General features: G+C 65.0%; 15 protein-coding genes. 2 read left to right on the top strand and 13 right to left on the bottom strand.

The window, feature by feature from the left end:
• Nucleotides 1–92 precede the first annotated feature (92 nt).
• Nucleotides 93–1,523, top strand: coding sequence for a glutamate--tRNA ligase (gltX, locus tag ABJO18_RS02595; protein ID WP_348508528.1), 1,431 nt, complete (start codon nt 93–95; stop codon nt 1,521–1,523).
• A gap of 27 nt (nt 1,524–1,550) precedes the next feature.
• Nucleotides 1,551–2,855: a citrate synthase gene (gene gltA, locus ABJO18_RS02590; RefSeq protein WP_348508527.1), complete on the top strand. Its 1,305-nt coding sequence runs from the start codon at nt 1,551–1,553 to the stop codon at nt 2,853–2,855.
• 48 nt (nt 2,856–2,903) lie between these two features.
• Here gltA and lpxB read toward each other — a convergent pair whose 3' ends face one another.
• Genes lpxB through pyrH form a run of 13 tightly spaced genes read right to left on the bottom strand, consistent with a single transcriptional unit; the run spans nt 2,904 to nt 15,541 of the window.
• Nucleotides 2,904–4,079, bottom strand: coding sequence for a lipid-A-disaccharide synthase (gene lpxB / locus ABJO18_RS02585; RefSeq protein WP_348508526.1), 1,176 nt, complete (start codon nt 4,077–4,079; stop codon nt 2,904–2,906).
• Nucleotides 4,076–4,933, bottom strand: coding sequence for a UDP-2,3-diacylglucosamine diphosphatase LpxI (gene lpxI / locus ABJO18_RS02580; protein WP_348508525.1), 858 nt, complete (start codon nt 4,931–4,933; stop codon nt 4,076–4,078). The genes lpxB and lpxI overlap by 4 nt, the downstream gene beginning before the upstream one ends.
• Entirely contained in the window at nt 4,926–5,717 is a 792-nt protein-coding gene (gene lpxA, locus ABJO18_RS02575) for an acyl-ACP--UDP-N-acetylglucosamine O-acyltransferase (RefSeq protein ID WP_348508524.1), read from the bottom strand. Before lpxA ends, lpxI begins: the two co-directional genes overlap by 8 nt.
• On the bottom strand, nt 5,717–6,160 hold the full coding sequence (fabZ, locus tag ABJO18_RS02570; RefSeq protein ID WP_291885747.1) for a 3-hydroxyacyl-ACP dehydratase FabZ: 444 nt from the start codon (nt 6,158–6,160) through the stop codon (nt 5,717–5,719). The genes lpxA and fabZ overlap by 1 nt, the downstream gene beginning before the upstream one ends.
• A 5-nt stretch (nt 6,161–6,165) precedes the next feature.
• The gene (gene lpxD, locus ABJO18_RS02565) at nt 6,166–7,203 is read right to left on the bottom strand and encodes a UDP-3-O-(3-hydroxymyristoyl)glucosamine N-acyltransferase (protein WP_348508523.1); all 1,038 of its coding nucleotides are present in this window, start codon (nt 7,201–7,203) and stop codon (nt 6,166–6,168) included.
• 13 nt (nt 7,204–7,216) lie between these two features.
• A complete protein-coding gene (locus ABJO18_RS02560; RefSeq protein ID WP_348508522.1) occupies nt 7,217–7,816 on the bottom strand; it encodes an OmpH family outer membrane protein in 600 nt (199 codons plus the stop codon).
• 4 nt (nt 7,817–7,820) lie between these two features.
• The gene (gene bamA, locus ABJO18_RS02555) at nt 7,821–10,202 is read right to left on the bottom strand and encodes an outer membrane protein assembly factor BamA (RefSeq protein ID WP_348508521.1); all 2,382 of its coding nucleotides are present in this window, start codon (nt 10,200–10,202) and stop codon (nt 7,821–7,823) included.
• A gap of 26 nt (nt 10,203–10,228) precedes the next feature.
• Nucleotides 10,229–11,407: a M50 family metallopeptidase gene (locus tag ABJO18_RS02550; protein ID WP_348508520.1), complete on the bottom strand. Its 1,179-nt coding sequence runs from the start codon at nt 11,405–11,407 to the stop codon at nt 10,229–10,231.
• Nucleotides 11,404–12,618 (bottom strand): 1-deoxy-D-xylulose-5-phosphate reductoisomerase, encoded by a 1,215-nt coding sequence (dxr, locus tag ABJO18_RS02545; RefSeq protein ID WP_348515718.1) that lies wholly within the window; start codon nt 12,616–12,618, stop codon nt 11,404–11,406. Before dxr ends, ABJO18_RS02550 begins: the two co-directional genes overlap by 4 nt.
• Nucleotides 12,615–13,418: a phosphatidate cytidylyltransferase gene (locus ABJO18_RS02540; protein WP_348508657.1), complete on the bottom strand. Its 804-nt coding sequence runs from the start codon at nt 13,416–13,418 to the stop codon at nt 12,615–12,617. Before ABJO18_RS02540 ends, dxr begins: the two co-directional genes overlap by 4 nt.
• Entirely contained in the window at nt 13,402–14,139 is a 738-nt protein-coding gene (locus ABJO18_RS02535; protein WP_348508658.1) for an isoprenyl transferase, read from the bottom strand. Before ABJO18_RS02535 ends, ABJO18_RS02540 begins: the two co-directional genes overlap by 17 nt.
• Nucleotides 14,140–14,163: 24 nt before the next feature.
• A complete protein-coding gene (gene frr / locus ABJO18_RS02530) occupies nt 14,164–14,730 on the bottom strand; it encodes a ribosome recycling factor (RefSeq protein ID WP_271186729.1) in 567 nt (188 codons plus the stop codon).
• Nucleotides 14,731–14,746: 16 nt separating this feature from the next.
• Nucleotides 14,747–15,541, bottom strand: coding sequence for a UMP kinase (gene pyrH / locus ABJO18_RS02525; protein WP_348508659.1), 795 nt, complete (start codon nt 15,539–15,541; stop codon nt 14,747–14,749).
• Nucleotides 15,542–15,569 lie beyond the last annotated feature (28 nt).

Raw genomic sequence — 15,569 nt, 5'->3', positions numbered from 1 at the left:
GGCTTGCGGCGAGATGAAGCACGAAGCAGCCTTCGGTCTATCGCAAAAGCTGATATTCATGCTAACACGACTTTCCCTTCCCGCAGCGCAGCATGAATTCGCACGTGCAAAACAACGACAACCCCATCCGCACCCGCTTCGCCCCGTCGCCGACGGGCTTCCTGCATATTGGCGGCGCCCGTACCGCGCTTTTCAACTGGCTCTTCGCCCGCCATCACGGCGGCGCCTTCTATCTTCGCATCGAGGATACCGACCGCGCCCGCTCGACCCAGGCCGCGATCGACGCGATCCTGGAGGGGCTGACCTGGATGGGTCTGGACTGGGACGGCGATGTCGTTTCCCAGTTCGAACGCGCCCCGCGCCATGTCGAGGTCGTCGACGAGCTGCTGGCCGCCGGCAAGGCCTTCAAATGCTATTGCACGCCAGAAGACGTGCAGGCGCTGCGCGACCAGGCGTTCGCCGAGGGCCGCGCCCTGCGCTCGCCCTGGCGCGACCGCCCGCCCAGCGATGCGCCCGCCGATACGCCCTTCGTGGTGCGCTTCCGTGCGCCGGACAGCGATGTCGTGCTGGAAGACGCCGTCCAGGGTACGGTGCGCTGGGCCGCGAAGGAATTCGACGATCTGATCCTGCTGCGCTCGGACGGCAGCCCGACCTACAACCTTGCCGTGGTGGTCGACGATCACGATATGGGCATCACCCACATCGTGCGCGGTGACGACCATCTGGTGAATGGCGGCCGCCAGAGCCAGATCTATGACGCGCTCGGCTGGGCCCGTCCGGTCTTTGCCCATGTGCCGCTGATCCACGGCCAGGACGGCAAGAAACTGTCCAAACGCCATGGCGCGCTGGGCGCGGAAGCCTATCGCGACATGGGCTATCTGCCCGAAGGCCTGCGCAATTATCTGCTGCGCCTGGGCTGGGCCCATGGCGACCAGGAAATCTTCAGCGACGAGGAGGCGATTGCGGCCTTCACGCTGGACGGTCTGAACAAGGCGCCGGCCCGCATGGACCTGGACAAGCTGAACCATATCAACGGGCACCACATCGCCCGGGCGGCTGACGCACGGCTGGTCGAACTGGTGATGCCCTTCCTCGATGTGCTTGAAGACCGTATCGCCGATCCCCAGATAACGCGTGAGCGACTTCTGGCCGCCATGCCGGTGCTCAAGACCCGTGCGGCAACACTGGAAGAACTCGCCCGGCAGAGCTATTTCTTGCTCAAACCCCGCCCGTTCCACTTGGAAGGCAAGGCCGCCAAGCCCTTGGACGACGAGGCCCGGCAGCGTCTTTACCGGCTCTTCACCCGTCTGAGCGATCTGAATGGCTGGACGGACGAGGCGCTGGCCGCAGAACTGAAGAATTTCGCCGAAGCCGAGGAGGTCGGTTTCGGCAAGGTCGGGCAGCCGCTGCGTGCGGCCCTGACCGGCGGGGCCCCCGCCCCCGATCTGTCGCTTGTCATGGCCTATCTGGGCCGCGATGAAGCGCTCGATCGGATCAAGGACCAGATGATGGCGGACGCGTAAGCGGCCGCGAACCTAGGGGATGACGTGATGGAAAACAAAGCCAAACCGAACGGGACGGCCACGCTCTCGTATAACGGCAAGTCCGTTGACCTGCCGGTGCTGAGCGGCGAGATCGGCCCGGATGTGATCGACATCCGCAAACTCTATGCGGAAACCGGCCTGTTCACCTTCGACCCGGGCTTCACCTCGACGGCGAGCTGTGAAAGCCAGATCACCTATATCGACGGTGGCGAAGGCACCCTGCTCTACCGCGGTTACCCGATCGACCAGCTGGCCGAGAGCTCCAACTTCATGGAAGTCTGCTACCTGCTGCTGCACGGTGAGCTGCCCAAGGCCGACGAGTTCGAGGATTTCGACTGGACGATCCGCCGGCATTCCATGCTGCACGACCAGTTCGACCAGTTCTTCCGCGGCTTCCGCCGTGACGCCCACCCGATGGCCATCATGGTCGGTACGGTCGGTGCGCTGTCGGCCTTCTACCATGACTCGACGGACATCAACGATCCGGAGGCGCGCACCATCGCCTCGCATCGCATGATCGCCAAGATGCCGACGATCGCGGCCCGCGCCTACAAATACTCCATCGGCCAGCCCTTCATCAGCCCGCGCAATGACATGGACTATGCGGGGAATTTCCTGCGTCAGTGCTTTGCTGTGCCGGCCGAGGACTACAAGGGCTCCGACGTGCTCGCCAAGGCGATGGACAAGATCTTCATCCTGCACGCCGACCACGAGCAGAATGCGTCGACCTCCACGGTACGCCTGGCCGGTTCGTCCGGCGCCAATCCGTTCGCCTGTATCGCTTCGGGCATCGCCTCGCTGTGGGGCCCGGCGCATGGCGGCGCGAATGAAGCCGCACTGAACATGCTCAACCAGATCGGCTCGGTCGACAAGATTCCGGAATATGTGAAGCGCGCCAAGGACAAGGACGACCCGTTCCGCCTGATGGGCTTCGGTCACCGGGTCTACAAGAATTACGACCCGCGCGCCAAAGTCATGCGCGACACCTGCCACCAGGTGCTCGACGAGCTGGGCGTGCGCAACGACCCGACCCTGCAGGTCGCCATGGAGCTGGAGCGCATCGCACTGGAAGACGACTACTTCGTCGAGAAGAAGCTCTATCCGAACATCGACTTCTATTCGGGCATCACACTGAAGGCGATGGGCTTCCCGACCGAGATGTTCACGGTTCTGTTCGCCCTGGCCCGCACCGTCGGCTGGATCGCGCAATGGACCGAAATGGTCGAGGATCCGTCCCAGAAGATCGGCCGTCCGCGCCAGCTCTTCACCGGCGCCACGCCGCGCGACTATGTGGATTTCTCCAAGCGCTAGACGCTGGAACTCCGACACAGAAAAGGCCGCTCTCCGGAGCGGCCTTTTTTATGATCCGGTCGACACGTCCAGCGTCTCGAGCACCGCATCGGCGGCCCGGTCGCTGGCCTTGCCGTCCCCGCGCATCCGGGCGGTGGTCTCGATGAGTTTGCGGGACAGTGTTTCCCGGCGTCCGGCATCGTCCATCAGGGCACCGACAGCCTCTGCCAGATTGGCGCCGGTGGCGCGGGTCTGGACGAGTTCGGGTACCAGTTCCGCATCGGCCGAGATATTCACCAGGCTGATATATTTCGCCTTCATCAGGTTGAAGGCGCGGGCCAGCGCCCAGGTGATCCAGCCCAGTCGATAGCTCGCCACGGTGGGCACACCGGCCGTCGCCAGCTCTGTCACCACCGTGCCGGAACAGGCCAGCGCCGCGTCCGCCGCGGCAAAGGCGTCGGCCTTCTCGGTCTCCTCGAGCAGGACGGCACCGTCGAAACAGCGCTCGTTTTCCAGCCGCGCCCGCAGATCGGCCTCGACCGGATCGGCGATGGGAATGACGATCGACAGTCCGGGATAGCGCTGCCGCAGCCGTGCAACTGCCCGGGCAAACGGCGCGAACATGCGCCTGATCTCCGATGTCCGGCTGCCGAACAGCACGGTCAGTACCGGCGCATCGGCCGCGATGGCGTGCCGGGCCCGGAAGGCCGCGCCGTCGCCCGCTTCCAGGCGTTCCAGCGTGGGATTGCCGACAAAGGTCACCGGCAGGCCGTGGGCTTCGTAATAGGGCGCATCGAAATCGAGAATGGTCAGCAGCCGATCGACCGCCGCCGCCAGGGTTGCCGCCCGCCCGGGCCGTGTCGCAAACACCTGCGGTCCGACATATTTGATCAGCCGGATGGACGGATCGGCCGCCCGCACGCCCTGCGCCACGCGCAGCGTATAGCCCCAACTGTCGATCAGGACGACGGCATCGGGCTTGACCCGCAGGATGTCCTCGACACTGGCCGCCACGGCCGCCTTCACGCGCTTGTAGGCCATCAACCCGTCGATCCAGCCGAAAATGGCGAGGTCGGAGATATCGATCGCCGAGCTCACGCCTTCCTCAGCCATGGCACGGCCGCCAATGCCCGCAAAGCGGACCTCGCCCCCGGTCTTCGCCTGAAGGGAGCGCATCAGGGCAGCGCCCAGAAGATCGCCGGAGCGTTCGACCGCGACGACATAGATGAGCGGCGTGCCGGTCATGCCTCCGCGTCCCTCACCACCAGGAAGAGACCGCGCGCATCGAGCTCGCGGATCACCGCCTCGCGGTCCACCACCAGCGCACCGCCCGCCTCCAGCACGATCCCCGCCAGTCCCGCCGCATCGCACAGGCGCACCGTGTCGACGCCGACGACCGGCATGTCGATGCGTCGCTCCTGGATCGGCTTGGGCCGTTTGGCAAGCACACCGCGGCGCTCATCCGGCGATCCGCGCAGCGCCGCCGGAAGCCCCGCAACGCGCTCCAGCATGGCGTTCGTGCCCTCTTGGGCCTCGACGGCCAGCACCAGCCCGTCGGCAACGACGGCGCCCTGACCGATATCCAGCCGGCCGATCTCGGCGGCCACATGCATCGCCTTGTCGGCATCGGCTTGAGCATTGGCGTCCGGCTCGATCCGCCCCAGACGCCCCGCCTCCAGACGGTTCCGGGCGAGCAGGCTGTCGGCACCGACAACGGTCAGGCCCTCGCGCTCGAAGGCCTCGACCACCACGCGCAGGATCGCATCATCGCCCTTGCGGCCGGCCGCCAGCACGCGCGGCAGGAGTTTCAGCCCGGCCCCGTCCAGGCGCAGCGCCTTGAAGTCGGGCCGTGTGACATAGCCGGCAAAGCACACCGCATCGCACCCGGCCGATATGAGCGAGCGCGTGATCGCCCCGATCTCGCCGACCGAATGCTCGACATGTTCGATATCGTCGAAGGGATCGTCGGCAAAGCCTTTCAGCCGGATCACCAGAACCGACTGCGGGTCGAGCGCATTGAGGATTTCACGCGGCAGCCCGCCACCGCCGGCGATCAGGCCGAGACGGGTCCAGGATGCCGCGCTCTGCGTGTCAGTCATGAGGCATGCAGACGGAGCGTTTTGCGTCTTCGCGAATGAAGCCGATGATCTCCATCACCGGCGCATTGTCGCGATAGAGGTGCGCAACGTCGTCGACCCGTTCCTCGAACGTGCCTTCCTGGGCAAACAGAAGCCGGTAGGCGGCGCGCAGGTCGCGCAGGGTCTCGCGCGGCATGCCGCGGCGCTTGAGCCCGACCACGTTCAGCCCCGCCAGATGGGCGTGATTTCCGATCACCGAGCCGTAGGGGATGACATCCGCCGTCACCATCGCCATCGCGCCGACAAAGGCGTGACGTCCGATCCGGCTTTTCTGGTGAATGCCGGCATAGCCGCCCAGGATCACGTGATCGGCCACCGTGGTTTCACCGCCAATGGCCGCGCAATTGGCAAACACCACCCGGTCGCCGACGATACAGTCATGCGCGACGTGTGAGCCGACCATGAAGTAGCCGTCATCGCCCACAACCGTCTGGCTGCGTGCGAATGTGGTCCCGGGGTGCATGGTGACATTCTCGCGCATGATATTGCGCTTTCCGATGATCAGGCGCGTGTCCTCGCCCTGGTATTTGAAGTCCTGCGGCGGATGGCCCAGATGGACGCCCGGATAGAGCACGCAGTCCTCGCCCAGCGTCGTATTGCCGGCAATCGTGACATGCGACATCAGCCGCACGCGATCGCCCAGCTTCACTTTCGGACCGATGATCGAGAAGGGACCGATCTCGACGCCCTCGCCCAGATGGGCGGCCGGGTCGACAATCGCTGTGGGATGAATGGTTGCGCTCATCAGTGTTCCACCGCCTTGGCAGAGAACTCCGCCTGCACGGCGCGCACGCCGTCGGCAAAGACCTCGCCCTTGAACTTGAAGACGCCGTGGCGCGCCGCCGTCACCGAGACCGGCATGCGCAGCATCATCCCGGGACGGACCGGCGAGCGGAACCGCACCTTGTCGGCACCCATGAAATAGACCGTCGCCGAATCGGGGGCGGCCTTCAGCGTCTTGTACATCAGCACGGCACCGGCCTGGGCCATCGCCTCGATCATCAGCACGCCGGGCATCACCGGATTGCCGGGGAAATGGCCCGGAAAGAAGGGCTCGTTCGCCGTCACGGCCTTCAGCCCCACGATCGATTCGCCGGCGCGGTAGTCCTCGGCAGCGTCGATGAGGAGAAAAGGATAACGGTGCGGCAGGAGTTTGAGGATTTCGTTGTGTTCAATCCGGTCGGACACGCCGGTCAGTCCTTCTTTTTTGATGTTCTTGTGTCGCGCCGGGCCAGGCGGCGCACTTCGGAGACCTGGCGCAGATACTGGCGCAGCGGCTGGGCGGGGTCGCCCATCCAGGTTTCGCCGGCCGGCACGCTTTCCGCGAGGGCCGAATTTCCGCCGATCCTCGCGCCCTTGCCCACGGTGATGTGGTCCTGCAGGCCGACCCGGCCGCCGAACATCACATCATCCTCGATCACGCAGCTGCCCGATACGCCGGCAAAGGCCGCCATGGCGACATTGCGGCCGACCTGGCAGTTGTGACCGATATGGCAGAGATTATCGATCTTGGTGCCCTCCCCGATCCGCGTTGGACCGAACAGGCCCCGATCAACGCAGCTATTGGCACCGATGGTCACCGACGCCGCGATCTCGACCGTGCCCAGATGCGGCATGTCCACGAGACCCTCGTGGGATACTGCGGCACCGAAGCCCGCCTCGCCAATCACGGCTCCTGAAAGAATGTTGCAGTTTTCGCCCAAATCCGCGCACTGGATAACCACACGGGGACCGATACGGCAGCCGGCACCGATGTGGCAGCCGGGCCCGATCACACTGCCCGGCCCGATCGAGACATTCTCGCCGATCTGCACATCCGCGCCGGCCACCACTCCCGCACCCAGGCGGACGCCGGGCGCGATGCGGGCGGATGGATCGATGGCATGCTCGATCGGCATCGCGCGCGGCCGGAAGAGACCGGGAACCGCGCGCCCGAATGCGGCACGCGGCTGCGCGTGCACCAGCACTTTGGCGCCGCGCTCCATCAGGGCCTCGGTCAGGCTCGCCGGTGCCAGGATCACCACATCGTCCAGACGGATGTCCGGATGGGCTTTGAGAAGACGCCCGTTTTCCAGATAGCACAGGCACCCCGGACGGGCTTCGCTGATCGGTGCGACCTCGGACACAGTGTCTGAACCGGAGGCAGAATCGGAAATCGCCGCACCCGAAAGTGCGGCGATCTCGTTGAGCGTCAGCGGTCCAAGTCCGTCGAAGAAACGCGGATCGGCCATGGTCCGTGCCGTCTTATTGCTGTTGCTGGCCAGCCCCGGCCGCCGCTTCCTGAGACACGCGGACGCGCGTCACGGTCACGGTCGGCACCTGTGCATTGAGGCGGCTGATCACATCGGCGGAAATGTCGACGTCCGGCGACGCGAAGACGAGGTTGGCGCGGTCGACCAGGATGTCGATATCGCGTTCGGCCACGACGGCTTCCAGGATCGGACCCAGAGCATCATAGATCGGACGCATCGCCTGACGCTCGGTCTGGACGATTTCCTGCTGGCGTGCGCGGCGGGCCAGTTCGAACTGCTGGGCCTGCTGATTGAGTGCTTCGATGCGCTGCATCAGGTCCGGGCGCTGCTGGATGGCCTGCGGCGTCATGGACGCGGTTTCCGCGTTCAGACGCTCGGTCTCCTGCTGGATCGGCTGACCCATGGCGGTCAGCTCGGCATCGATTTCCCGGGCGATTTCCTGCATGCGGGTCTGGATGTGCTGACCGGCAGAGCTTTCGCGCAGGACACGTTCCTCGTTCATGACCGCGATGTTCGGCTGTTGCGCCAGCACCGGCGCGGCCAGCCCGGCGATCATCACCGGAAGAAGAAGGAGAGACTTGATAAACTTCATAACTTTAGAACCCTGTTCTCGTGCTGAACCGGAAGAATTCGGCCCTGTCGTAGTCCTCGCGAATGAAGGCCTCGGCAAAGTCAAACCGCACCGGTCCGAAAGGTGAATCCCAGAAAATGCTCACGCCGGCGGAGGCCCGAAGGGCCATGTCGTCGATCGTGAAAGCTGTCCCGGCGGCCCCTTCGTCGATCTGGTCGGGAGTATCCAGTAGACCCAGGGTACCGAACTCGGTGAAGACACTGGCTCGAACCCCGTACTGCTCCGGCAACCCGGTCGGGAAGGACACCTCGAACGCCCCGACTGCGTACAGGCGGCCCCCCAGGGCATCGCCCCGGTTAAGCTCGCCTGTCTCTGCGTCCCGGGTCACGATACGCGGACCGATACCGGCCACTTCGAAACCCCGGAACGAATTGCCGCCCTTGAAGAAGCGGTCATTAATGCGGACGGTATCTCCGCCCCACGGCTGAACGAAACCACCATTCATCGTGAAGCTCGCGATGATGTTGTTGTCGAACAGGCGCGGGAGAACCGGCCGGTAGATGGCACCCTCGATTTCAGACCGGACATAGCGGACATCCCCGCCAATACCGGCAAAACCTTGCGAGAACTGCAGGCGATAGCCGCGGCTCGGCTCGATCGGGTCATTCAGACGCGACCAGTTGAGCGTATAGGTGAGCACGGACGTCCTGCGCTCTCCGGCCTGGTTGAGCAGCGCCTGCGAAGCCGACGAATAGACCAGCACATTGTCGGTCCGCAGCGTGTAGCCCAGCTGCAGGTTGGTCGACGCCGTCACCGGGAAGCCGAGACGCACGCTGGCGCCCGTCGATTCCGTCTGGAAGGAGGCTTCCGACAGGAAGTCCGAATTGACGCGGAACAGGTCGAAGCCGGCGGCCAGATTGCGGTCCAGGAAGCGCGGCTCGGTGAAGCGGATATCGATCGACTCGCGGTTCGAGCTGGCCGAGATGCGGAAGCGCAGGAACTGCCCGCGACCGCGCAGGTTCCGCTCCGAGATCGACAGGTCGACCAGGAAGGCATCGGTCGAGGAGAAGCCGGCGCCGAAGGCCAGTTCGCCGGTCGGCTGCTCGGTCACGGCCACCTGGACACGCGCCCGGTCCGGCGCGGATCCCGGCGTCTCGTTGACTTCGACGTCCTCGAAGAAGCCCAGACGCCGCACATTGTTGCGCGACCGGTCGATCAGGACCTGGTTGAAGGCGTCGCCCTCGACAATGTCCAGCTCGCGGCGGATCACGCGGTCGAGCGTGCGGGTATTCCCGGTGATATCGATGCGCTCGATATAGACGCGCGGGCCCTCATCGATCACGAACTCGATATCCACAGTCCGGTCTTCACGATTGCGCGTCGTGCGCGGCGAAATGTTGACGAAGGCATAGCCCGCGGCACCGGCCGCAAAGGTCAGCTGGTCGATCCCGCTCTCGATCAGTTCACCGCGATAGAGATCGCCTTCGCGGATCGGCAGTGTCGCGGCGAGGAATTCCTCGTTGAGGTCCTCGATCTCGGTCGACACGGTGACTTCGCCGAAGTTGAAGATCTCGCCCTCGTCGATCGTGATCGTGATGTAGAAGCTTTCCTGGTCCGGCGTCAGCTCGGCGACCGCGGAAAGCACCCGGAAATTGGCATAGCCCTGGTTCATGTAGAACTGGCGCAGCAATTCCTGATCGTATTCCAGACGATCCGGATCGTAATTGTCGTTCGACGAGAAGAACCGCCACCAGCGCGATTCGCGCGTCACCAGTTCGCGGCGCAGACGGCGGTCGGAGAAGCTTTCATTGCCGATGAAATTGATCCGGCGCACGCCGGTCACCGGGCCTTCGGAAATCTCGAAGATCAGGTCGACGCGGTTCTGCGGCTGCTCGACGATCTTCGGCGTCACGGATGCCGCAAAACGGCCGGACCGGCGATAGACCTCGATGATGCGCTGGACGTCCGACTGGACCCGCGCCCGCGTGAAGATCGCGCGCGGCTGGGCCTCGATCTCGTCGGTGATCTTGTCGTCGTCGATGGCGCTGTTGCCCTCAAGGATCACCCGGTTGATGATCGGATTTTCCTGGACACGCACGATAACCTGCTCGCCGCGGTTCTCGAACTGCGCATCGGAAAACAGGCCGGTCGCCATCAGGGTCTGGATCGACAGGTTCACCAGGCGGGTATCGAAGGTCTGCCCCGGCTGGATCAGCAGGTAGGACAGAACGGTATCGGCTTCGACCCGCTGATTGCCCTCAACCAGGATCTGCCGGATCACCGGCTGGGCCTCGGCTTCCGGGGCCGCTTGCGGAGTCTCTTCCACACCGGATTGCTGGGCCGGCGCGATGGCCGGCAATGTCACAGTCAAAAGGGCTGCGAAGAGAATACGCAGAACACTCGCCATGGAAGATCGCCGCTTGCTGGGCCCGGTCAGAAAATCTGCCCGAGCAGGTAATTCAAGTCATTCCAAGTCGCTACAAGCATCATACCGAGCACAAGTGCAAGTCCCACCCGGAATCCGATGGCCTGCGCTTTCATGCTCAGCGGACGCCGGGCAACCGCCTCATAGGCGTAATACACCAGATGGCCGCCGTCGAGGATGGGGATCGGTAGAAGATTCACCAAACCCAGTCCAACCGACAGGAAGCCTGCCAGATGCACGAGATTAACAAGCAGCAAGAAAGTGCTTTCGCCGGCGTTTCCGCCCGCTTCCACGCTCGTCACGGCGGTCTGGCCGGCCGCCGTTGCGATTCCCACCGGGCCGTTGAGCAATTCCGGCGAGACCCGGCCCGTGACGACCCGGATCACATAGCGCGCCGTCATCGACACCGCCGTCCAGGTCCGGTCGACACCATAGCCGATGGCGGTAATGGGGTTGTAGCTGTCGCGCAGCGGCGGCGTCGTGACCGAGCCCAGGCCGATCCGTCCGAGCGTGCGTGTGCCGCCGAAACGGTCTTCCACCTCGGTGGATCGCGGAGCAGCCCGGAGCACCATCATCTCGCCGGCCCGTTCGATATCGAAGCGCATCTCCTCACCCGGCCGCCAGACGACTTCCGTCACGATGTCATCGAAGGAATCGATGCCCGTGCCGTTGATCGCGACAATGCGGTCACCGACCTGGAAGCCGGCGTCTGCAGCAGCGCTGTCTTCGGCCACGGTTCCGACGACCGGCGGCTGGTAGGCCGGGCCGCCCAGCGCCAGGGCAAGGCTGGCGAAGATGAAAATCGCCAGGATGAAGTTCGCGATCGGCCCGGCTGCCGTCACGAAAGCGCGCTGCCAGAGCGGTTTGAAGTGATAGCAGCGGTCGGCATCCGGCCCCATCCGCTTGCGGATTTCCTCGAGCTTTTCGGTATCGGGCTCACTGGCAGCGCCGGCATCGCCCAAGAATTTCACATAACCGCCAAGGGGAAAGGCCGCGATGCGCCAGACCGTGCCGCGCTTGTCGCGCCAGGAGGCGATGGTCGGGCCGAACCCCATGGAGAAGGCCTCTGCATGCACACCGCAGATACGGCCGGCCCAGTAGTGGCCGAGCTCGTGGATCACGACGACGATCGAGATCAGGAAGACGAATGAGAAAATCGTAAGAAAGCCGGTGCCGATCAGGCTCATGACATCGTGTTCCGTGATCTCGTTTCCACTGACAGGCCACCAATCAAGTCGCGTGCCAGCTCGCGGGCCCGCCGGTCGATGGCGAACACATCCTCGAAGGCCGCAAGCGCGCGCGGCATGTCCGCATCCGCCTGAGCGAGCGCCAGAACCTCTGCAACACTCGCCGTGATGTCAAGGAAGCCGATCCGCCCGGCCAGGAAAGCCTCGACTGCAATTTCATTCGCGGCGTTCAGCACGGCGGGGGCAATCCCCCCTGCCCGGATCGCATCGCGGGCCAGGCGGATGGCCGGAAACCGCACAGGATCGGGTGCCTCGAACTCCAGCCGCGCAATCTGGTCCAGTCTGAGACGCTCGACCGGCGCCTCCATGCGCTCCGGCCAGGCCAGCGCGCTGGCAATCGGCGTGCGCATGTCCGGCGAGCCCAGCTGGGCCAGCAGACTGCCGTCGGCATACTCGACCAGGCCGTGCACGATGGACTGGGGATGCACCACCACCTCGACTTGTTCGGGCGGCAGATCGAACAGCCAGCAGGCCTCGATGATCTCCAGCCCCTTATTCATCATCGACGCGCTGTCGATGGTGATCTTGGCGCCCATCGACCAGGTCGGATGGGTCAGCGCGTCGGTGCGGCTGGCCGCCGCCATGCGTTCGAGCGGCCAGGTGCGGAACGGTCCGCCGGACGCGGTCAGCGTGATCGAGCGGATCGCGGATCTGTGCGCCCCGTTGAACACCTGGAAGACGGCATTGTGCTCGCTGTCCACCGGCAGCAGCGTGGCGCCGCAGCGCGCCGCTTCCTGCATGAACAAGGGACCGGCGCAGACCAGGCATTCCTTGTTGGCAAAGGCCAGCGCTGCGCCCTGGCGGACGGCTTCCAGTGTGGGCCGCAAGCCGGCGGCACCGACAATGGCGGCCATGGTCCAGTCAGCCGGTACTGCTGCCGCCTCGCATACGGCGTCCTCACCGACACCGATCGCGATACCGGGATGACCGGCCAGGGCCTCGCGCAATTCAGGCGCGGCAGCGGGGTCTGCGATCGCGACATGCGAGGCGCGGTGCCGGATCGCCTGACGCGCCAGTTCCACGGCGTTGGTCCGCGCGGTCAGAGCGACCACGTCAAATGCCCCCGGCACAGCCCGGGCGACCAGGTCGAGCGTTGCCAGTCCGACCGAACCGGTGGCACCGAGAACGCTGATGCGGCGCGGCGCGGTCATGCCGCCCCCCAGCCCAGCGGGATCACACGCTGGAACAGCACGGCGGTGATCACGGCCAGCATCAGCGCATCGACACGGTCCAGCACGCCGCCATGGCCCGGAATCAGCGTTCCGGAATCCTTGACGTTGAAACTGCGCTTGAACAGGGACATCGCCAGATCGCCCAGCACGGATGCGACGGCGACGACCGCCGCAAAAACGGCCACCACCGGCAGGTTGAGGTCAAAGACCGCGCCGACAGCCACGCCCGCAGCGGTTCCGGCGGCAAGCCCGGCAATGAAGCCGGACCAGGTCTTGTTGGGACTGGCCTGGGGCACGAGTTTCGGACCGCCCAGCCAGGTCCCGGCAATATACGCCAGACTGTCCGCAGCCCAAACGATGGCAAACAGCAGCACCACCATCTGCAGGCCGTGCTCCGGTTCGGCGCGCATGGACGCGAGCAATCCCGCAGCCAGCGACACGTAGAGCACACCCAGCACCTCGATCGACCAGCCGCGCCGCCAGCGTTCGATACCGGCTGCCAGCGTGCCGGCCGCCCCCCAGAACAGCGCATCCTGGGTCGAGGTCTCGCCGGCCAGCAGGACGGCACCGGAGGCTGTGGCGCAGGCGATGGCATAGGCGACAGGCGGCGCCTTGGGGTCGGACATCTGGGTCCATTCCCAGGCCATGGCCGCCGCGAAGGCCGCCACCCAGGCCGTGAATACCAGCCCGCCCATCCACAACAGGACCAGCGCCAGCGGTCCCAGCAGCAGCGCCGAGATCAGACGGCGCCGGAAAACAGGGTCACGCCGCGCCGGCATCGAGCCCACCATAGCGCCGGCTGCGCTGCTTGAAGGCATCGACCGCCTCGGCGAAATGCCGGGCCGAAAAGTCCGGCCACAGCACATCGAGGAAGAGCAGTTCCGCATAGGCCAGCTGCCAGAGCAGGAAGTTGGAAATGCGCTCTTCCCCGCTGGTGCGGATCAACAGGTCGACATCGGGCAGACCGTGCGTGTCGAGCGCCTGCTCGAAGGCCGCATTGTCAATGGTGTCGGGATCGATCCCGCCATCCCGCGCGGCCCGGGCCAGCGTGCGCGCCGCGCGCACCAGCTCGTCACGGCCGCCATAGTTGAAGGCGATGGTGAGGTGAAACCGGTCGTTTGCGGCGGTTTGTGTTTCGGCGCGGTCGATGATCGCCTTGAGGTCCTCGCCCAGATTGTCGCGCCGGCCGATGATGCGGATCCGCACGCCGCGTGCGGCCAGCTGTTCGAGGTCGGCCTCGACATAGGTCTTCATAAGCTGGAACAGCGCCCCGACCTCGTCGGCCGGACGGTTCCAGTTTTCCGTCGAGAACGAGAACAGTGTCAGATAGCGCACGCCGAGATCGCCGGCGGTCTCGACCGCCTTGCGCACGGTCTCGACACCGCGCCGGTGCCCGAAGGCCCGCGGCCGGCCGCGGGATTTCGCCCAGCGGCCATTCCCGTCCATGATGATCGCCACATGGGCGGGCCCCGGCTGGGAAGCGGAAGCGTCGTCGGTCATGGGTTCGCTCCGCAAGCGGGGGGATCAGACCTGCATGATTTCTTCTTGCTTGGTCTTCAGGCTCTCATCGATCCGCTTGATCGCATCGTCCGTCAGTTTCTGCACATCCTCGGCAAAGGATTTGTGCTCGTCCTCGGACAGCACGCCATCCTTTTCCATCTTCTTGAGCGCATCCATGCCGTCGCGGCGCACATTGCGCACGGCAACACGGGCATGCTCGGCATAGGTGCCGGCCAGCTTGGCAATCTCGGCGCGACGCTCCTCATTGAGCGGCGGGATCGGAATACGCAGCAGCTGGCCTTCCATCACCGGGTTGAGGCCAATACCGGAATTGCGGATTGCCTTGTCCACGGCGGCGACCATGGTCCGGTCCCACACCTGGACCGAGATCATGCGCGGTTCGGGAACCGAGACCGTGGCGACCTGGTTGATCGGCGTCGGCGTGCCATAGGCCTCGACCTTGATCGGATCGAGCAGGCCGGCGCTGGCGCGGCCGGTGCGCAGACCGCCGAATTCCTTGCGCAGGGCCTCTATCGCCCCGTCCATGCGCCGCTTGAGGTCGGCTTCGTCGAAATCGATATCGTCGCTCATGGCTTGCTCTTTCCTGTTATTTGCCAGCTGACGGTGCAGGCCGCGGCTTGCCGATCATGGTGCACACGCCCTGGCCAGCCAGGACGCGGGCCAGGCCGCCCTTGTCGTGAATACTGAAGACGACGATCGGAATGGCGTTTTCCCGCATCAGCGTCACCGCCGAGGCATCCATCACCTTGAGATCGCGCGTCAGCACATCGAGATAGTCGAGCTGATCATAGCGTTCCGCGTCCGGATTCTTGCGCGGATCGTCGGAATAGACACCGTCCACCTGCGTGCCCTTGAGCAGCGCGTCGCAGCCCATCTCGGCCGCGCGCAGGGCGGCAGCGGTATCGGTTGTGAAGAAGGGATTGCCCGTGCCGGCGGCAAAGATCACCACCCGGCCCTTTTCCATATGGCGGGTGGCGCGGCGCCGGATATAGGGCTCGCACACCGTTGTCATCGGAATGGCGGACTGGACGCGCGTCTGGACGCCGATGCGTTCCAGCGCGGTCTGCATGGCCAGCGCATTCATCACGGTCGCCAGCATGCCCATATAGTCGGCAGCGGCCCGGTCCATGCCCTTGGCGGCGCCGGTGAGCCCGCGGAAGATATTCCCGCCGCCGATCACCAGGCAGATTTCGGTGCCGGCACGCACGGCCTCGGCGACCTCTGACGCGATGCGATCTGCCGTCGGCATATCGATCCCGTAATTCTGGTCGCCCATCAGGGCTTCGCCGGAAATCTTGAGCAGAACCCGCCGGAATTGCGGCGGGTTCTCTTGGCCTGAAACCGGCCCGGATGGAGATGAATCAGTCACGGCGTGCAGCATATAGAAAGCGGCGGCGCTTTAAAGCGCC

Source organism: Maricaulis sp., from assembly GCF_039978735.1.
In the GTDB taxonomy this organism is placed as follows: domain Bacteria; phylum Pseudomonadota; class Alphaproteobacteria; order Caulobacterales; family Maricaulaceae; genus Maricaulis.
The sequence above is the reverse complement of the archived record's forward strand: the minus strand, read 5'-3'. Positions and strand labels throughout refer to the sequence as shown.